The organism is Ralstonia sp. Ralssp135 (assembly GCF_047304345.1).
Taxonomy (GTDB): domain Bacteria; phylum Pseudomonadota; class Gammaproteobacteria; order Burkholderiales; family Burkholderiaceae; genus Ralstonia; species Ralstonia chuxiongensis.
Window position 1 is genome coordinate 35410 of sequence record NZ_JBGLYZ010000025.1, and the last position, 19397, is coordinate 54806.

Consider the following 19397-nt stretch of genomic DNA (forward strand, 5'->3'; position numbering starts at 1 on the left):
CACCGAAGACCCTACAATCTAGGTCTGCCTGGTTTGCTGGTTTCGCCGCTTCCCTGCCCCTCCCCGCGCACACGCCATGTCCCATTTCCCCAAGCTCCTCTCGTCGCAGATCGCCTTTGACGTTGCCCGCACGATGCTCGACGGCTTCGACAAGCACTATCGCTTGTTCCGGGAAGTCAGCGTACAGGCCAAGACTGCGTTCGAGACCGGGGACTGGGCCGGCCTGCAGCAACTGCAGCGCGACCGCATCGCCTACTACGACGAGCGCGTGCGCGAAGCGTCGGTCATCCTCGAAGACGAATACGACGCCGAGAACATCGACGACGAGATCTGGCGACAGATCAAGCTGCATTTCATCGGCCTGCTGACCAACCATCACCAGCCCGAGTGCGCCGAAACTTTCTTCAACTCGGTGTGTACGCGCATCCTGCATCGCTCGTACTTCAACAACGATTTCATCTTCGTGCGCCCGGCCATCTCGACGGAATACATCGAGAACGAAGAGTCGCCCACCAAGCCGACGTACCGCGCCTACTACCCAGGCACACGCGACGGCCTGGGCCCCTGCTTCGAGCGCATCGTCCACAACTTCCAGCTCAACGCGCCGTTTGAAGATCTCGAACGCGACATCGGCTACATCGTGCGCGCGGTGGGCGAGCATTTCGGCGACTTCCGCATCGCGCCGAATTTCCAGATCCATGTGCTGTCGTCGCTGTTCTTCCGCAACAAAGCGGCGTACATCATTGGCCGCGTGATCAACGGCGACAAGACGTTCCCGCTGGCCGTGCCAATCCTGCGCAATGCCGCGGGCCAGCTCTCGCTCGACACGGTGCTGCTGCAGCAAGAACAACTGCTGATCCTGTTCTCGTTCACGCACTCGTATTTCATGGTGGACATGGAGATTCCGTCTGCCTACGTGACCTTCCTGCGTGACCTGATGCCGCGCAAGCCGCGCGCCGAGATCTACACCTCGCTCGGCTTGCAGAAGCAGGGCAAGAACCTGTTCTATCGCGACTTCCTGCATCATCTGCAGCACTCGTCGGACAAGTTCATCATCGCGCCCGGCATCAAGGGCCTCGTGATGCTGGTGTTCACGCTGCCCTCGTACCCATACGTATTCAAGGTCATCAAGGACTACTTCCCGCCGCCGAAGGAAACCACGCGCGAGCTGATCAAGAGCAAGTACCAGCTTGTGAAGCGCCATGATCGCGTGGGGCGCATGGCCGATACGCTGGAGTATTCCGACGTGGCCTTCCCGCTCTCGCGCTTTGATGAGGACCTCATCAAGGAGTTGGAGAAGCACGCGCCCTCAATGGTCGAATACCAGCGCAGCGACGACGGCGGCGAAGAGATCGTCATCCGCCACGTCTACATCGAGCGCCGCATGACACCGCTGAACATCTGGCTGCACGAAGGCACCGATGCGCAAGTCGAACACGGCATCATCGAATACGGCAACGCCATCAAGGAACTCATCGCCGCGAACATCTTCCCGGGCGACATGCTGTACAAGAACTTTGGCGTGACGCGCCACGGCCGCGTGGTCTTCTACGACTACGACGAGATCGAATATCTCACCGACTGCAATGTCCGCACCGTTCCCCAGCCGCGCACCGAAGAAGAAGAGATGTCCGGCGAGGTCTGGTACAGCGTCGGCCCGCACGACATTTTTCCAGAGACATACCGCACGTTCCTGCTTGGCGACCCGCGCGTGCGCGAAGCCTTCCTCAAACACCACGCAGACTTCTTCGAAGCCTCCATGTGGCAGGGGTACAAGGAGCGCCTGCTCTCCGGGCAGATGCACGATTTCTACGCGTATGACGCAGCCGAACGCTTCGTCAATCGCTACGGCGCGAGCGCGCCCGACAACGCAGCCCAAGACAACACGACACTGCAGCGCGCCGCCGCTTAACCCTCTCAACACGACGGGAAACCATGCCACATCGCATCAAAGAGCTGTTCGAGAACAACCGGAAATGGGTCGAGCGCGTCCACGCTGAAGACCCGGATTTTTTCTCCAACCTGGCCAACCAGCAGAACCCGGAATACCTCTGGATCGGCTGCTCGGATTCGCGCGTGCCTGCCAACCAGATCATCGGTCTGCCGCCGGGCGAGGTGTTCGTCCACCGCAATATCGCCAACGTGGTGGTGCACTCAGACCTGAACTGCCTGTCGGTGCTGCAGTTTGCGGTGGAAGTGCTGAAGATCCGGCACATCACGGTGGTGGGCCACTACGGCTGTTCGGGTGTGAAGGCAGCGCTGACGAAGCAACGTTTCGGGCTGGCCGACAACTGGATTCGTCACGTACGTGACGTGGCCGAGCAACACGAGACGTATCTCGGCACGGTGGTCCGCGAGCAGGATCAGCACGACCGGCTGTGCGAGCTGAACGTGATTCACCAGGTCAACAACGTGTGCCTGACGACGATCGTGCAGGACGCTTGGGATCGCGGGCAGCCGCTGACCGTTCATGGCTGGATTTACGGCGTGAAGGACGGGATGTTGCGCAATCTGGGGATGGCGGCGAGCTCCAATGAGGAACTGCATGCTCAGCTTGGTGAGGCTTGGCTGAATTATGGGAAGGAAGGGAGTACGCCTAGTCCGGTGGGGTTCTGATTTTTTGTTTTGGATTTTTGGGTTGTGGTTCACCCCTGTTTCATCCCCTGCCGGGGCTGACTCACTTTCTTTGTCTTGCCAAAGAAAGTAAGCAAAGAAAGGCGCGCCCGAGATGGCGAAAGACTCCTTGAATTTATGTCGCAGGGAGGGAGGAGAGGCAAACTCGCTTCGCTCAAACAGCCTCCCCTCTTTTTCCTCCCTGCAACAGAAATTCAAGGCGCCATCTAGGGCATTAACGGCCACACCATCGCAGCACAAACGCAGTAGTAAGTACGCGGCAAGACGCGGGGCAAAGCAAACGGCAGCACAGCAACAAACAAGCGCCTGACAGGACATGCGCACCAACGGTTTGGCCGTTGACGTTCCTGCCCTTGATGGCGTCTTGAATTTTCGTAAGCGGGCGGAAGCAAGACGGGAAACTGTTTGAGCGCAGCGAGTTTTTCCCGTCTCCGCATGGTTACGAAAATTCAAGGAAGGGGTCGCCATCTTGGGCGCGCCTTTCTTTGCTTACTTTCTTTGGCAAGACAAAGAAAGTGAGTCGGCCCCGGCAGGGGACGAAACGCAGATGGACCACCAAGGCCCACGCAAAAAGCAAGAGACACACAAACCCTGCACCACAAGTGCAGAACCTGTCCCAAGCACAGTTCCAGGAGATTGCAGAAATGTCCGACCGCATCGTCATCGCCTCCGCCGCCCGTACCCCAATGGGCGCCTTCCAGGGCGAACTCGCCAGCCTCACTGCTCCGCAACTCGGCGCCGCTGCCATCCGCGCGGCAGTCGAGCGTGCGGGTTTGAAACCGGAACAGATTGAAGAAGTCATCATGGGCTGCGTCCTGCCTGCGGGGCAGGGGCAAGCACCGGCACGTCAGGCCGCATTGGGCGCGGGCCTGCCGCTGTCAGTCGGCTGCACCACGGTCAACAAGATGTGCGGTTCGGGCATGCGCGCCGCCATGAACGCGTACGACGCGCTGCTCGCAGGGTCGCTGGACGTTGTGGTTGCGGGCGGTATGGAAAGCATGACCAACGCGCCGTACCTGATCCCGAAAGGCCGCGGCGGCTACCGCATCGGCCACGGCATGATCTACGACCACATGATGCTCGACGGCCTGGAAGATGCCTACGACAAGGGCCGTGCAATGGGCACCTTCGGCGAGGACTGCGCCGAGAAATACGGCTTCACGCGCGAGGCCCAGGACCACTTCGCGATGACGTCCGTGCGCCGCGCGCAAGAGGCCACCGAATCCGGCGCGTTCCGCTGGGAGATCACGCCCGTTACGGTGTCGAGCAAAGCCGGCGACACCGTCATCGATACCGATGAAGGCCCGCGCCGCATCAAGGTCGACAAGATCCCCTCGCTCAAGCCTGCCTTCAAGAAAGACGGCACGGTGACGGCCGCGTCGTCTTCGTCGATCAACGATGGTGCGGCCGCGCTGGTGATGATGCGCGAGTCGACTGCCAAGCAACTCGGCATCACGCCGCTGGCGGTGATGCTGGGCCACACCACGCACGCGCAAGCGCCGGGCTGGTTCACCACGGCGCCGGTCACAGCCATCGACAAGCTGTTCAAGAAGCTCGACTGGAACTCGAGCAACGTTGACCTGTTCGAGATCAACGAGGCGTTTGCCGTGGTGCCGATGGCCGCCATGCACGACCTACACATCCCGCACGAAAAAGTGAACGTGAACGGCGGCGCGTGCGCGCTGGGCCATCCGATCGGCGCGTCGGGCGCGCGCTTGATCGCGACGCTGCTGGGCGCCCTGCAACACCGTGGCGGCAAGCGCGGCGTGGCAAGCCTGTGCATCGGTGGCGGTGAAGCCACGGCCGTCGGCATCGAACTCTACTAAGGCACGCGCATGACGAACGCAACGTCCCGCCGCACGCGCACCGCGCTCATCCTGGGCGCGTCGCGCGGCATCGGCCTGGAAACGGTCAAGCAATACCGTGCGGATGGCTGGCGCGTGATTGCCACCGTGCGCACGCAAGAAGCCGCGCAGGCGCTGCAGGCATTGGGCGCGGAAACGCACGTGCTTGATCTGACCGACGCCAATGCCGTTGCCGGCCTGGCATGGAAGCTGGACGGCGAAGCGCTGGACGTGGCGATCTACGTGGCGGGCATCTACGGCCCGCGCACGCAGGGCGCCACGCCCGTCAGCCAGGCGGATTTCGATGCCGTCATGCACACCAACGTGTGGGCGCCGATGGGCGTGCTGCCTGCGGTGCTGCCGATGGTGGAAGCCGGACGCAATGGCTTGGACGAAACCGGCGGCGTGCTCGCCGTCATCTCCAGCCGCATGGGCAGCATTGGGGACATGACAGGCAACGGAGGCTGGTTGTATCGCGCCAGTAAGGCGGCGGTGAATGCCGTGCTGCGCGGGGTGTCGATCGACGCCAAGAACGCCACGTGCCTGACCTTCCACCCCGGCTGGGTACAGACAGACATGGGCGGCGCAGGCGCGGCCATCTCGCCGCAGGAGAGCGTGGCCGGCATCCGCCGCGTCATTGCCGGTGCCACGCGCGCCGACAACGGCGGGTTCCGCAACTACGACGGCAGCGTCATTGAATGGTGAGGCCGGAACGATGCTGCTGACCCAAGAGCAAGAGATGATTCGCGACGCCATCCGCACGTTCGTGCGCGAGGCGATCGTGCCGCACGCAGCCGCATGGGACCGCGAAGCGACCTTCCCGAAAGACGTGCACCGCCAGCTGGGCGAGCTGGGCGCCTATGGCGTGGCCGTGCCCGAAGAACTGGGCGGTGCGGGGCTCGACTACCTGTCGCTGGCGTTGATTCTGGAAGAAATTGCTGCCGGCGACGGTGGCACCTCCACCGTCATCAGCGTGAACAACTGCCCCGTGTGCAGCATGCTGATGGCGTTTGCGAATGACGCGCAGAAGCAGCGGTGGCTCGTGCCGCTGGCGCGCGGCGAGATGCTGGGCGCGTTCTGCCTGACCGAGCCGCACGTCGGCTCCGATGCATCGGCGCTGCGCACCACGGCCGTGCGAGATGGCGACCACTGGGTCTTGAACGGCGTGAAGCAGTTCATCACCAGCGGCAAGCATGCCGACGTGGCGATCGTCATGGCCGTAACCGACAAGGCAGCAGGCAAGCGCGGCATCAGCGCGTTCCTGGTGCCAACCAACACGCCTGGCTACATCGTCGCGCGGCTCGAAGACAAGCTCGGCCAGCACTCGTCCGACACGGCGCAGATCGTGTTCGAAGACTGCAGCATCCCCGCCGATTGCCTGCTGGGCGAAGAAGGCGCGGGCTACAAAATGGCGCTGTCCGGGCTGGAAGGCGGGCGCATCGGCATTGCCGCGCAGAGCGTGGGCATGGCGCGTGCGGCTTTCGAAGCCGCGCTGGCGTATGCCAAGGAGCGCGAGAGCTTCGGCCAGCCGCTGTTCGCGCATCAGGCGGTGCAATTTCGCCTGGCCGAGATGGCCACGCGCGTGGATGTGGCGCGACAGATGGTCTGGCATGCCGCCAGCCTGAAAGACGCCGGGCTGCCGTGCCTGAAAGAGGCGGCCATGGCCAAGCTCAACGCCAGCGAGATGGCCGAGCGCGTCTGCTCCGATGCCATCCAGGTCTTTGGCGGTTACGGCTACGTCAGCGACTTCCCGGTGGAGCGTATCTACCGCGACGTGCGCGTGTGCCAGATCTACGAAGGCACGAGCGATATCCAGAAGATCTTGATCGCCCGCGCTCTGGCGTAGGCATTTTCGGGGAAGGCGCAGCACAACAGGGGAGCACATCATGAACGGGGCCATCGATTTCTACTTCGACTTCTCATCGCCGTACGGCTACTTCGCCAGCACGCGCGTGGAAGAACTCGCCCAGCGGTACAACCGGGCGACGGCATGGCACCCGATCCTGCTGGGGGTTGTGTTCAAGACCACCGGTGGCTCCCCGCTGCCGCAGGTGCCGCTCAAGGGCGATTACGCTTGGCGCGACTTCGAGCGCACCGCACGCTTCAACGACATCGAATACCGCAAGCCGACGCACTTCCCGCTGCCCACGCAATACGCAGCGCGCGCCACGCTGTGGGTGCATGACCACCACGGCGGCGACCGCGCCATCGACTTTGCGCGTGCGCTTTACCGCGCGCTGTTCGTGGACGACATCAACATCGGCGAACCGGCGGAGGTAATGAAGATTGCCGACGCCATGGGCATCGACGGTGCTGCGCTCAACGCCGGCGCAAGCAGCCAGCAGATCAAGGATCAGCTCAAGGCCGAAATCGACCTGGCCATGTCGCGCGGCGTGTTCGGCTCGCCCTACGTGATCGTCGACGGCGAAGCATTCTGGGGCTTCGACCGCTTTGACCAGATTGAAGCGTTGCTGCGCGACGGACGCATATAAGACGACATCCACGAAGGCGGCGGATGTACCAGCCGCCGCCGACGAACCCTTTACGAAGAACGCATGACCGCAGTGACCTCCTCTGTTTCGAACCACCCGCGCTTTGACGCGATCCTCTTCGATTGCGACGGCGTGCTGGTCGACAGCGAACCGCTCGTCAACCGCCTGATCTGGGAGATGCTGACCGAGCTTGGCATCAGCATCAGCCCGGAAGATTCCATCAAGCGCTTCCTCGGCAAGGCCATCCGCGAAGAACTGGATGCGATTGCCGAGATGCGTGGCGAACCGCTGCCGCCGAACTGGCTGTCCACCTTCCACGCGCGCCGCAACGCGCTGCTCGAAGCCGAGGTGGAAGCCGTGCCGCATATCGCGCACGCCATCGATGTGCTCTCCAGGCTGGGCCTGCCGATGGCGGTGGCCTCGGGCGCCGATCGCACGAAGGTTGAACTGCAGCTCAATCGCACCGGGCTGATCGAGCACTTCCAGCCCACGCACGTGCGCATCTTCTCGGCGACCGAAGTCGCGCGCAGCAAGCCCGCACCCGATGTGTATCTGCTGGCCGCCAGCAGCCTGGGGGTCTCGCCGTCGCGTTGCCTGGTGATCGAAGACAGCCCCACGGGTGTCACCGCCGGGCACGCTGCCGGCATGACGGTGCTCGCGTACGCCGGCCGCAATGCGCCGGGCCCGCTGATCGCCGCCGGCGCCACCCGCACGTTCACCGACATGCGCGAACTGCCGGAGTTGCTGGCCTGATGCCTGCCGCACAAACCGGGCCCATCGGCCCAGCCGACGCTTGCCCTTGCGGCAACGGCGCCTATGCGCGCTGCTGCGGCCCTTTCCACGCGGGTGACGCCGTGCCGGCAACGGCCGAACAGCTCATGCGCTCGCGCTACAGCGCCTACGTGCTGGGCGACGCGGCGTACCTGCGCCGCACGTGGCATCCGTCCACCTGCCCTGCCGACCTGGAAACCAGTGAAGCAGAGGCCACCGCCACGCGCTGGCTCGGCCTGGACGTCAAGCGCCACACGCCGCTAGACGCCACGCACGCGACGGTGGAATTCGTCGCGCGCTACAAGGTGGGCGGCCGCGCGCATCGCCTGCATGAAACCAGCCGCTTCGTCCGCCTGGACGCCAGCGGCGTTGAATCCGCCGAAGGCCGTTGGCTGTACGTCGACGGCACCTTCCCTGACTGAACCGCACCGACCTTCTTGCACTGCTGCCATGCCGACGCTAGAGACCAAGCTGAACCCCCGCGCCGAAGACTTCAAGGCCAACGCCGATGCCATGCGCGCGCTCGTCGCCGACTTGCGCGACAAGGTTGCGCGCATCGCCCAGGGCGGCGGTGAAGACGCCCGCGCCAAGCACCTCGCCCGCGGCAAGCTGCTGCCGCGTGACCGCGTGCAGCAACTGCTCGACCCCGGCACGCCGTTCCTGGAGTTCTCTCAGATGGCGGCGTATGGCATGTACGACGACGCCGCGCCGGGCGCCGGCATCATCACCGGCATCGGCCGCATCTCGGGCCAGGAATGCGTGATCGTCTGCAACGACGCCACGGTCAAGGGCGGCACGTATTACCCGATGACGGTGAAGAAGCACCTGCGTGCACAGGAGATTGCCGAGCAGAACCACCTGCCCTGCGTCTACCTGGTCGATTCGGGCGGCGCCAACCTGCCGAACCAGGACGACGTGTTTCCTGATCGCGATCACTTCGGCCGCATCTTCTACAACCAGGCCAACCTTTCGTCGAAGGGCATTCCGCAGATCGCGGTGGTGATGGGCTCGTGCACCGCCGGCGGCGCCTATGTGCCGGCCATGAGCGACGAATCGATCATCGTGAAGGAACAGGGCACGATCTTCCTGGCGGGCCCGCCCCTGGTGAAGGCCGCCACGGGTGAAGTCGTCAGTGCCGAAGACCTTGGCGGAGCCGATGTGCACACGCGGCTGTCAGGCGTGGCGGATTACTTCGCCAACAACGATTCGCACGCGCTGGCGCAAGCCCGCAGCATCGTCGCGCACCTGAACCGCCGCAAGCCCGAGCAGGTCCAGATTCACGCGCCCATCGAGCCGCGCTACGCCGCCGAAGAACTCTACGGCGTGATCCCGACCGACACGCGCAAGCCGTTCGACGTGCGCGAAGTCATTGCCCGCATCGTCGACGATTCTGCGTTTGACGAATTCAAGGCGCGCTACGGCACCACTCTGGTCTGCGGCTTTGCTCGCATCTGGGGCTACCCGGTCGGCATCATCGCCAACAACGGCATCCTTTTTTCAGAGGCTGCCCTCAAGGGCGCGCACTTCATCGAGCTGTGCTGCCAGCGCAAGATTCCACTGGTGTTCCTGCAGAACATCACCGGCTTCATGGTCGGCCGCAAGTACGAGAACGAAGGCATCGCCAAGAACGGCGCGAAGATGGTGACGGCGGTGGCCACGGCGCAAGTGCCGAAGTTCACGGTCATCATCGGCGGCTCGTTTGGCGCGGGCAACTACGGCATGTGCGGTCGGGCGTATTCGCCGCGCTTCCTGTGGATGTGGCCGAACGCGCGCATCTCGGTGATGGGCGGCGAACAGGCCGCAAGCGTGCTCGCCACCGTGCGCCGCGACGGCATCGAAGCCAAGGGCGGCCAATGGAGCGCGGATGAAGAAGCCGCGTTCAAGGCACCGATCCGCGACCAGTACGAGCGCCAGGGCCATCCGTACTACGCCAGCGCGCGCCTGTGGGACGACGGCGTGATCGACCCGGCCGACACACGCAGCGTGCTGGGCCTCGGCCTGTCGGCCAGCCTGAACGCGCCGATCGGCGACATGAACTTCGGCGTGTTCCGCATGTAAGCGGCCGTCCATCGACCAGGGAATTTGCAGTGAACAGCATCACCGCGCGAACGTGGCGCAGCGCCTGGGCAGCCGTCGGCTGCGCGCTGCTGCTTGCGGCCGCGCATGCGAGCGAGACCACGCCGTCCGGCATCAGCGAGACCATCGTGGAGGTGCCCAAGTCTGCGGGCATCTTCACGCTCAAGCTGGAGACGACCGTCTACAAGCCGGCCGGCGACGGGCCGTTTCCGCTCATCGTGCTCAACCATGGCAAGGCGCGTGGCAAGGCGGCATTCCAAGCGCGTGCCCGTTACAGCGAGCAGGCTGCGGCGCTGGTCGCACGCGGCTACGTGGTGGCCATTCCGATGCGGCAGGGGTTTTCCAAATCCGGCGGCGCGTACATCGGCAGCGGCTGCAACGTCGAAGCCAACGGCATCATCCAGGCCGAAGACGTGGTGGCCGCCCTCGACTACATGACCGCGCAGCCGTACGTGGACCGCAACCGCATCGTCGTCATGGGCCAGTCGCATGGCGGCCTGACCACGCTGGCCTTCGGCACCATCGCCTACCCCGGCGTGCGTGGGCTGGTGAACTTTGCCGGCGGCCTGCGCAACGACACCTGCGTCGACTGGGAAGGCAACCTCGTGCGCGCCTTCGAGACGTACGGCCGCCAGTCACGCTACCCATCGCTCTGGTTTTACGGCGACAACGACAGCTACTGGCCCAAGCCGATGCCCGACAGAATGTTCGCTGCCTACACCAGTGCCGGCGGCAAAGGCCGGCTGGTGGATTTCGGCAACTTCAAGAGCGACTCGCACGGCATGTTTGCAAGCCATGCAGGGCTCGCCATCTGGCTGCCGCAGGTGGATGCCTTCCTGCGCGAGCTCGGCCTGCCGGCAGGCCCGGTGCAAGCGGCGATGCCGGGCAGCAACGCTGAAGCCTCCGGCGCAGACGACCCCAAGTCCGACACCAACAAGGACCCCGAATGAACGCTTTCGAGACCCTCGCCTTCGCGCAGCACGGCGCCGTCGCCACGCTCACGCTGAATCGGCCCGACGTGCGTAACGCCTTCAACGAAACGGTCATCGCCGAACTGACCGGCGCGTTTCGCGCGCTGGCCAATGAGCCGAGCGTGCGCGCCATCGTCCTGTCCGGCAACGGCCCTGCGTTCTGCGCGGGTGCCGACCTGAACTGGATGAAGAAGATGGCCGGCTACTCGGATGACGAGAACCGCGCCGACGCGCTGCGCCTGGCCGAAATGCTGCGCGCCATCTACACCTGCCCCCAGCCAGTCATTGCGCGCGTGCAGGGCGACACGTATGCCGGCGGCGTCGGCCTAGTCGCCGCGTGCGACATCGTCGTTGCCGTCGACACGGCCAACTTCTGCCTGTCGGAAGCAAAGCTCGGCTTGATTCCGGCCACCATCAGCCCGTATGTGATTCGCGCCCTGGGCGAGCAGGCGTCGCGCCGCTACTTCATCACCGCAGAACGCTTTTCGGCTGCCGAAGCGCATCGCCTTGGCCTCGTGCATGAACTGGTGAACGCGGATGCCCTCGACGCCAAGGTGACCGACATCACCGCCGCGCTCGTCGCCAACAGTCCGAACGCCGTGCGCGAGAGCAAGCGGCTCGTGCGCGAGGTATCTGGTGCTGCGGTCAACGACGCACTGCTGGCCGACACCGCTGAACGCATCGCCGCCATCCGCGCTTCGGAAGAAGGCCGCGAAGGCGTGCAAAGTTTTCTGGGTAAGCGCAAGCCGAACTGGCTGCTGCCGGCCTGATCCGCATAACAACGAAACCACGCATCACTTGAAGGAAGTCCTCATGCAATCCACTCCGCTCAACTTCGTTCCGAACGCCGCCAAGGCGCCCGTCACGCCGGGCCAAGCGCCCGACGCGCGCTGGAGCCGCGAAGCCATCGAAGCGCTGTTCGCGCTGCCGTTCAACGACCTGCTGTTCCAGGCGCAGCAGGTGCACCGCGCCAACTTTGATGCGAATGCGGTGCAACTCTCGACGCTGCTGTCCATCAAGACCGGCGGCTGCCCCGAAGATTGCTCGTACTGCCCGCAATCGGCCCGCTACGACACGGGTGTCGAGGCGGAAAAGCTGATGCCGATCGACGCCGTGCTCGAAGCCGCATCGCGCGCAAAGCAGAACGGTGCGAGCCGCTTCTGCATGGGCGCAGCCTGGCGCAATCCGAAACCGCATCAGCTCGATGCCGTGGCCGACATGGTGCGCGGCGTGAAGGCGATGGGGCTGGAAACGTGCGTAACGCTGGGCATGCTCAAGCAGGAACAGGCCGCGCAACTGAAGGACGCTGGCCTGGATTACTACAACCACAACCTCGACACCGCGCCCGAGTTCTACGGCGAGATCATCACCACGCGCACGTACCAGGACCGGCTCGACACGCTCGAGCATGTGCGTGACGCCGGTATCAACGTGTGCTGCGGCGGCATCGTCGGGCTGGGGGAATCGGTGCACGAGCGTGCGGGCCTGATCGCAGAATTGGCGAACATGGAACCATATCCGGACTCGGTGCCCATCAACAACCTCGTGAAGGTGGAAGGCACGCCGCTGGCGGGCAACGAAGAACTGGACCCGTTCGATTTCGTGCGCACGATTGCTGTGGCGCGCATCACGATGCCCAAGGCGATGGTGCGGCTCTCCGCTGGCCGTGAGGCGATGGACGATGCGCTGCAGGCGCTGTGCTTCATGGCGGGCGCCAACTCGATCTTCTATGGCGAGAAGCTGCTGACGACGGACAACCCGGAGGCGGATGCAGATCGGAAGCTGCTGGCGCGGTTGGGGATGCGGGTGGAGGTGCAGGATCACATGCACCATGAATCGCATGCGGGGTCGCAGTCTTCGCATTGCCATATCGACATTACGCCTGCCGACTGATTGGTTTGTTTTGGGGATGGTTTGTTGTTGGAGGTCCATCCCTTGTTTCATCCCCTGCCGGGGCTGACTCACTTTCTTTGTCTTGCCAAAGAAAGTAAGCAAAGAAAGGCGCGCCCGAGATGGCGGAAGACTCCTTGAATTTATGTCGCAGAGAGGGAGAGGAGGCAAACTCGCTTCGCTCAAACAGCCTCCTCTCTTTTTCCTCTCTGCAACAGAAATTCAAGGCGCCATCTAGGGCTCCAACGGCCACACCATCGCAGCACAAACGCAGTGGTGGGTACGCGGCAAGACGCGGAGCGAAGCAAACGGCAACAAGCAAGAAGCAAGAAGCAAGAAGCAACAAGCAACAAGCAACAAGCAACAAGCAACAAGCAACAAGCAAGAGCCTGACAGAGCATGCACACCAACGGTCTGGCCGTTGACGTTCCTGCCCTAGATGGCGCCTTGAATTTGTGTAAGCGGGCGGAACAAAGACGGGGAACTGTCTGAGCGCAGCGAGTTTTCCCCGTCTCCGCCCGGTTACACAAATTCAAGGAAGGGGTCGCCATCTCGGGCGCGCCTTTCTTTGCTTACTTCCTTGGCAAGACAAAGAAAGTGAGTCAGCCCCGGCAGGGGATGAAACAAGGGATGCACCACAAGTGCAAAAGATGCAGACAGAAAGCACCGGAGACACACACCAATGATCACCAAGCTCCTCATCGCCAACCGAGGCGAAATCGCCTGCCGAGTCGCCGCCACCTGCCGCAAGCTTGGCATCCGCACAGTCGCCGTCTATTCCGATGCCGACGCCAATGCCCGCCACGTTGCGGCCTGCGACGAAGCCATCCACATCGGTGAGCCCGCCGCCCGCGACAGCTACCTGCGCGCCGACCGCATCCTCGAAGCCGCGCGCGCCACCGGCGCCCAGGCCGTCCACCCCGGCTATGGCTTCCTCTCGGAAAACGAAGCCTTCGCCAAGGCCTGCGCAGACGCCGGCATCATCTTCGTCGGCCCGCCAGCCTCGGCCATCGAAGCCATGGGCAGCAAAAGCGCGGCCAAGGCGTTGATGGAAAAGGCGGGCGTGCCGCTCGTCCCTGGCTACCACGGCGACAACCAGGACGCCGCATTCCTGCGCACGCAGGCTGATCGCATCGGCTACCCCGTGCTCATCAAGGCGAGTGCGGGCGGCGGTGGCAAGGGCATGCGCGTGGTGGAATCGAGCGATGCGTTTGAGGCCTCGCTGGCCTCCGTCAAGCGCGAAGCCTCCTCCAGCTTTGGCGATGACCGCGTGCTGATCGAGAAGTACCTCACGCGCCCGCGCCACATTGAAATCCAGGTGTTTGCCGACAGCTTCGGCGGCGCCGTCTATCTGTTCGAGCGCGACTGCTCGGTGCAGCGCCGCCACCAGAAGGTGCTGGAAGAAGCCCCCGCCCCCGGCATGACGCTGGACCGTCGCCGCGCGATGGGCGAAGCCGCCGTGGCGGCGGCGCGCGCCGTGGGCTACGTGGGTGCCGGCACGGTCGAGTTCATCGTCGACGAAGACGGCACGTTCTACTTCATGGAGATGAACACGCGCCTGCAGGTCGAGCACCCGGTCACCGAAATGATCACGGGTGAAGACCTCGTCGAATGGCAATTGCGCGTGGCCTCCGGCGAGCCGCTGCCGCGCGCGCAGGACGAACTGCACATCCACGGCCACGCGCTGGAAGCACGTATCTACGCAGAGAACCCCGAGCGCGATTTCCTGCCGTCCATCGGCACGCTGAAGGTGCTGCGCACGCCGGCGGCGGTGGAATTTGCCGTGGGCGCGCAGGCCAATGGCGAGCCCGCCGCCGTGCGCATCGACGCGGGCGTGCGCGAAGGCGATGCCATCAGCCCTTACTACGATCCGATGATCGCCAAGCTCATCGTCTGGGGCCGTGACCGTGAAGAGGCGCTCGCGCGCATGCTGCAGGCGCTGGGCGGCTTCCACCTGGTGGGGCTGTCGTCCAACGTGGCCTTCCTGCGCCGCCTGGTCGCATCGAAGCCGTTCGCGACCGCCGATCTGGATACCGGCCTGATCGCGCGCAATCACGACGCGCTGTTCCCGGCAGCCCCGGCGGTGCCGCAAGACGCCATCGCCCTGGCCGTGGCTGCGCTGCTTGCCCGCGAGGCACGCAGCCTGCGCACGGACACACGCGATCCGCATTCGCCGTGGGCGCGTGGCAGCGGCTGGCGTCTGAACGGCGCGGCTGAGCGCACGCTGCGCTTCTCGCACGGTGATCAGGCCGTCGACGCCACGCTCGTCTACGGCCGCGACGGCTCGCGCCTGAAAGCAAACGGGCATGAAGCGCCCTTCACCTCGCAGCGCCACGCCGAGACCTTCACCATCGCGCTTGGCTCGCACAAGGCGACCGGCCAGGTGCATGTCGACGGCGACACGTTCCACGTCTTCACCGGCGGCGCGCACTGGACGCTGGAGCGCCACGACCCGCTCGCCCATGCCGGCGAAGCCGACGACGAAGGTGGCAAGCTGACCGCGCCGATGCCCGGCAAGGTCATCGCCGTGCTGGCCGCACCAGGGCAGACCGTCACCAAAGGCGCACCGCTCGTCGTGATGGAAGCCATGAAGATGGAACACACGCTCACCGCACCTGCCGACGGCGTCGTCGAATCCGTGCTCTACGGCGTGGGCGATCAGGTGACGGAAGGCGTGCAGCTGCTGGCGTTCAAGCCGGCGGAAGAAGCTTAAGGTGCCGAACGCAGCAAGAAGACCAAGTGCTGCCGTTGCTCTCGTGGGACACACCCAAAGGCTTGTCTCACGTTACGGCGGGGCGCATCAGGGATACGAAGACCGCGTTACGGCGATTGCGCCGGCAGCGCGATCGTATGACTCGCGAGCGCTAGACTGGGAAGGGAGTCGGCGTCCTGCTGACCCGTAAAGCGGACGCTCATTCTGACTGCTTTTCTTGTAGTGGTCTGGTATCGGAGAGCGGTGAGCAGCGCTCGAGTACCCTCCACGCCGCCCCGTAAGGCCAAAGCCTTCTGCGCGCAGCCGGCACAAGGTCCGAGCACGTCCCCAGATATTTCGTCTGACATGCATTGCATCATTTTCCGAATTCGCCGATAGCCTAGCCCCCTTGGGCAACGGCAAAGTGCCGCGGAAACTCGGAAGCATTCAAACGGAGACCTGCGGTGAAACTCAGTGCTAGCTGCCAAACAAACCCTAGTCAAAATCCGGCTGTATCCACATCTGATCAAAGGCGGCACAGCGGTTGCCTTTTCCTTTCGTTTGCGGGCCAGGCGTTCATCAAGGATTGGGAAAAGATTGTCCTGAAGTACTACGACGATGATTTTGACTACTGCACCGCAGGATGGGGGCATCTCGTCAAGGGCAAACGATCATGCCGCGACCTGGGCATTGCGGTAAACACGCCAATTTCCTTAGTCGAGGCGGAAAGATTCTTTAGGCTCGACGTCTCAAAGCATGAGGACGTCGTTCGTAGAGCGATTCGCGTTCCGCTGTACCAACACGAGTTTGACGCGCTGTGTTCACTGGCATTCAACGTTGGAGATATCGCAAAGGTTGCCCCGATGCTCTGTCACAAGATCAATACGAAGCGCTACGCTGAAGCGGCAAGGGAGCTCTTGGATATCACCAATCGAGGTATTCCTGGGCTAGTTAAGCGACGCCGACAGGAATATGACATGTACATCAGCAACCTCTATGACTCTACGCACTAAACCCATGCGTTTGGCGCATTCGATCATGTTGGTTGCACTGCTGGCGGTTGCTGGCGCAGCGCGCGCAGACTGCGTGAATCTGATTCATAGCGAACTCGGATACGAAGCAGACCCTCACCCTTCTTTCACATCTCCGGAGCAGGAAAAGGAATTTACGCGGACGCTCCAAGACCAAGCCGGTCTAGACCTTCTTGATGCAAGAGCCTTCTTCGCCTGCCTCAAGATCGCATCTAGGCGCGACGACAAAGACACACTCAGCCAACTGATTCGCTATCCATTACGGATAAACGGCCGAAAGACAGTCCGCACGCCTGCCGAGTTCAAGCGCGCGTACCCCACGATTTTCAACAGCAAGGTCAAACGCGCCATCAAGGCTCAGCAATTTGAAGACCTGTTCGTCAGCTACCGTGGCCTGATGGTCGGCGGCGGCGAAGTGTGGATCAGCGGCGTAGCAACCTCCTCCCCCGGCAAGACGCCAATCAAAATCATCGCGATCAACAATCGGTAAGCGGTGGGCGGCCGAAACCCTCAAACAGAAGGGCCGCCGCTACTCTCCCGCGTTTGCAGCACCCCTGCTACACTCCTTGACGTATACGTCAACTAGCACGCGGCGCCCCATGCACATCCAGATCTACACGCCCGACGGCAAGCCCCAACCCTGGCTCGACGGTTTTGCGCAGGCACTGCCTGAGGCGCGGCTGTCGGTGTGGGAGAAAGGTGCGGCGCAGGACGCTGATTACGCCGTGGTCTGGCAGCCGCCCGCCGACATGCTGCGTGATCGCCGCGACTTGCGCGCGGTGTTCAACCTCGGCGCGGGCGTCGATGCCATTCTCGGCCTGCGCGCGCAATCGCCCGATGCCATTCCGGAAGGCCTGCCGATCGTGCGCCTGGACGACGCCGGCATGGCCGCGCAGATGGGCGAGTACGTCACGCATGCGGTGCTGCGCTTCTTCCGCCGGCTTGATGAATACGAGCGCCAGCAGCAGGCCAAGATGTGGCGTTTCCTCAAGCCGTTCAACCGCGACGAGTTTGTCGTCGGCGTGCTGGGCCTGGGCGTGCTCGGCACGCACATCGCCAAGACGCTGGCGGGCTTCGGCTTTCCGCTGCGCGGCTGGAGCCGCTCTGCCAAGCACGTCGAGGGCGTCGATTGCCGCGCAGGCAGCGATGCCCTGCCCGGCTTCCTTGCCGGCACGCGCGTGCTGGTGAACGTACTGCCGCTGACCGCCGACACGGAAAACGTGATCGACGCAAAGCTGCTCGGTCAGCTCGCGCCGGGCGCGTTCGTTGTCAACGTGGCGCGCGGCAAGCATCTGGTGGAAGACGACCTGCTGGCCGCCGTGCGCAGCGGCCACATTGCCGGCGCCGCGCTCGACGTGTTCCGCACCGAACCGCTGCCCGCCGACCATCCTTTCTGGACCGAACCGCGCATCCACATCACGCCGCACATTTCGGCGCTGACGCTGCGTGAGGTCAGCATTGCCCAGATCGCGCGCAAGATCCGCGCGCTGGAAGCCGGCGAACCGATTGCCGGCATCGTCGATCTGCAACGAGGTTACTGAGATGAGCTACCCGCATTTCGTGAAAGTGGTCGAGGTCGGCCCGCGCGACGGTCTTCAGAACGAGAAGGCGCCGGTTTCCACCGACACCAAGGTCGAACTGGTGAACCGGCTGTCCGAGGCAGGCTTCGTGAACGTGGAAGCCGCGTCGTTCGTGTCGCCCAAGTGGGTGCCGGCCATGGCCGATGGCGCCGACGTGATGGCGCGCATCCAGCGCCGGCCGGGCACGCTGTATTCGGTGCTCACGCCCAACATGAAGGGTTTCGAAGGCGCTGCTGCAGCGGGCGCGGACGAGATCGTTATCTTCAGCGCCGCCAGCGAGGCCTTCGCGCAGAAGAACATCAACTGCACGATCGCCGAATCGATCGAACGCTTTGTGCCGGTGGCCAAGGCCGCCAAGGATGCGGGCATTCGCGTGCGCGGGTCGATCTCGTGCTCGCTGGGCTGCCCGTATCAGGGCGAAGTGCCGGTGTCGTCGGTGGTGGACGTCATCAAGCGCATGGCCGACCTGGGCTGCGACGAGATCGACATTGCCGACACCATCGGCGTGGGCACCGCCGGGCAGGTGAAAACCGTAATGGAAGCCGCCGCTGCGACGTTCCCGATCGACCGCCTCTCGGGCCACTTCCATGACACGTACGGCCAGGCGCTGGCCAACATCCTCGCCAGCCTGGAAGTCGGCATCGCCATCTTCCACGCATCGGTGGCGGGGCTGGGCGGCTGCCCGTATGCCAAGGGCGCCACCGGCAACGTGGCCACCGAAGACGTGCTGTACCTGCTGCACGGCCTGGGTATCCGCACCGGCATCGACCTGGACAAGGTGGTGCTGGCGGGCGACTTCATCTCGCAAGCCATCGGCCGCCCCACCGCCTCGCGTGCGGGCCGCGCGCTGTTGCTCAAGCTGCAGGACCAGATCGCCCAGGCCTGCATCTGAAACCCCACCAGGAACAACGACGATGACCGCTACCGATACGAACGCTCCGCTGCCTGAATCCGCTCAACGCGTGGCCGACCACCTGCGCACGCTCGGCTACGAAAAAGCCATCGTGATGCTGCCGGCCACCGGAAAAACGTCGGCTGAAGCGGCTGCCGGGCTGGGCTGCTCGGTGGCGGAGATTGCCAAGTCGATTATCTTCCGTCGCGCGGAAGACGATGTGCCGGTGCTGGTCATCGCCAGCGGCACCAATCGTGTCGACGAGGCAAAGGTTTCCGCGCACGTGGGCGCACTGGCCAAGGCCGATGCGAAGTTCGTACGCGAGAAGACCGGTTACGCCATCGGTGGCGTGTGTCCGGTGGGGCATGCCGTCAAGCCCGTGATGCTGCTCGACCGTGACCTGTTCCAATACGACAGCGTGTGGGCCGCAGCCGGCCACCCGCACGCCGTGTTCAACCTGACGCCCGCGGAACTCGAGGCCATGACGGGCGCGCCTGTGGCCGACATCGCCCAGCGCGACTGAT

Annotated in this window: 18 protein-coding genes; all 18 read left to right on the top strand. The window is 63.8% G+C overall.

Annotated features, from left to right (window positions below; all coding sequences use genetic code 11):
- The first annotated feature begins 76 nt into the window (after positions 1–76).
- The gene (gene aceK / locus ACCD03_RS17220; RefSeq protein WP_045202371.1) at positions 77–1912 is read left to right on the top strand and encodes a bifunctional isocitrate dehydrogenase kinase/phosphatase; all 1836 of its coding nucleotides are present in this window, start codon (positions 77–79) and stop codon (positions 1910–1912) included.
- Between the two features lie 23 nt (positions 1913–1935).
- Positions 1936–2616 (top strand): carbonate dehydratase, encoded by a 681-nt coding sequence (gene can, locus ACCD03_RS17225; protein ID WP_092973629.1) that lies wholly within the window; start codon positions 1936–1938, stop codon positions 2614–2616.
- 662 nt (positions 2617–3278) lie between these two features.
- A complete protein-coding gene (locus ACCD03_RS17230) occupies positions 3279–4460 on the top strand; it encodes an acetyl-CoA C-acetyltransferase (protein WP_045202370.1) in 1182 nt (393 codons plus the stop codon).
- 9 nt (positions 4461–4469) lie between these two features.
- Positions 4470–5183, top strand: a complete 714-nt coding sequence (locus tag ACCD03_RS17235) for an SDR family oxidoreductase (RefSeq protein WP_325649418.1) — start codon at positions 4470–4472, stop codon at positions 5181–5183.
- Positions 5184–5193: 10 nt separating this feature from the next.
- Positions 5194–6324 carry an acyl-CoA dehydrogenase family protein gene (locus tag ACCD03_RS17240; protein WP_325649416.1) on the top strand — a complete coding sequence of 377 codons (1131 nt, stop codon included), beginning with the start codon at positions 5194–5196 and terminating at the stop codon, positions 6322–6324.
- Between the two features lie 40 nt (positions 6325–6364).
- A complete protein-coding gene (locus ACCD03_RS17245; RefSeq protein WP_325649414.1) occupies positions 6365–6970 on the top strand; it encodes a 2-hydroxychromene-2-carboxylate isomerase in 606 nt (201 codons plus the stop codon).
- Between the two features lie 63 nt (positions 6971–7033).
- Positions 7034–7723, top strand: coding sequence for an HAD family hydrolase (locus tag ACCD03_RS17250; RefSeq protein ID WP_045202364.1), 690 nt, complete (start codon positions 7034–7036; stop codon positions 7721–7723).
- The gene (locus tag ACCD03_RS17255) at positions 7723–8163 is read left to right on the top strand and encodes a YchJ family protein (RefSeq protein ID WP_325649412.1); all 441 of its coding nucleotides are present in this window, start codon (positions 7723–7725) and stop codon (positions 8161–8163) included. The genes ACCD03_RS17250 and ACCD03_RS17255 overlap by 1 nt, the downstream gene beginning before the upstream one ends.
- Before the next feature lie 28 nt (positions 8164–8191).
- On the top strand, positions 8192–9799 hold the full coding sequence (locus ACCD03_RS17260; RefSeq protein WP_045202362.1) for a carboxyl transferase domain-containing protein: 1608 nt from the start codon (positions 8192–8194) through the stop codon (positions 9797–9799).
- Positions 9800–9828: 29 nt separating this feature from the next.
- The gene (locus ACCD03_RS17265; RefSeq protein WP_325649409.1) at positions 9829–10767 is read left to right on the top strand and encodes a dienelactone hydrolase family protein; all 939 of its coding nucleotides are present in this window, start codon (positions 9829–9831) and stop codon (positions 10765–10767) included.
- Entirely contained in the window at positions 10764–11558 is a 795-nt protein-coding gene (locus ACCD03_RS17270) for an enoyl-CoA hydratase/isomerase family protein (protein WP_325649407.1), read from the top strand. The genes ACCD03_RS17265 and ACCD03_RS17270 overlap by 4 nt, the downstream gene beginning before the upstream one ends.
- Before the next feature lie 43 nt (positions 11559–11601).
- Positions 11602–12681 carry a biotin synthase BioB gene (gene bioB / locus ACCD03_RS17275; protein ID WP_045202357.1) on the top strand — a complete coding sequence of 360 codons (1080 nt, stop codon included), beginning with the start codon at positions 11602–11604 and terminating at the stop codon, positions 12679–12681.
- Positions 12682–13360: 679 nt separating this feature from the next.
- Complete coding sequence (locus tag ACCD03_RS17280; RefSeq protein ID WP_413412385.1) at positions 13361–15391, top strand: acetyl/propionyl/methylcrotonyl-CoA carboxylase subunit alpha; 2031 nt, start codon at positions 13361–13363, stop codon at positions 15389–15391.
- Between the two features lie 443 nt (positions 15392–15834).
- On the top strand, positions 15835–16383 hold the full coding sequence (locus tag ACCD03_RS17285; protein WP_325651550.1) for a lysozyme: 549 nt from the start codon (positions 15835–15837) through the stop codon (positions 16381–16383).
- Positions 16384–16408: 25 nt separating this feature from the next.
- Positions 16409–16891, top strand: coding sequence for a hypothetical protein (locus ACCD03_RS17290; protein ID WP_325651548.1), 483 nt, complete (start codon positions 16409–16411; stop codon positions 16889–16891).
- A gap of 109 nt (positions 16892–17000) precedes the next feature.
- Positions 17001–17942: a glyoxylate/hydroxypyruvate reductase A gene (locus tag ACCD03_RS17295; RefSeq protein WP_325651546.1), complete on the top strand. Its 942-nt coding sequence runs from the start codon at positions 17001–17003 to the stop codon at positions 17940–17942.
- A 1-nt stretch (position 17943) separates the two neighbouring features.
- A complete protein-coding gene (locus ACCD03_RS17300) occupies positions 17944–18873 on the top strand; it encodes a hydroxymethylglutaryl-CoA lyase (protein WP_045202351.1) in 930 nt (309 codons plus the stop codon).
- 22 nt (positions 18874–18895) lie between these two features.
- On the top strand, positions 18896–19396 hold the full coding sequence (locus ACCD03_RS17305; protein WP_045202349.1) for a YbaK/EbsC family protein: 501 nt from the start codon (positions 18896–18898) through the stop codon (positions 19394–19396).
- The last annotated feature ends 1 nt before the right edge of the window (position 19397 follow it).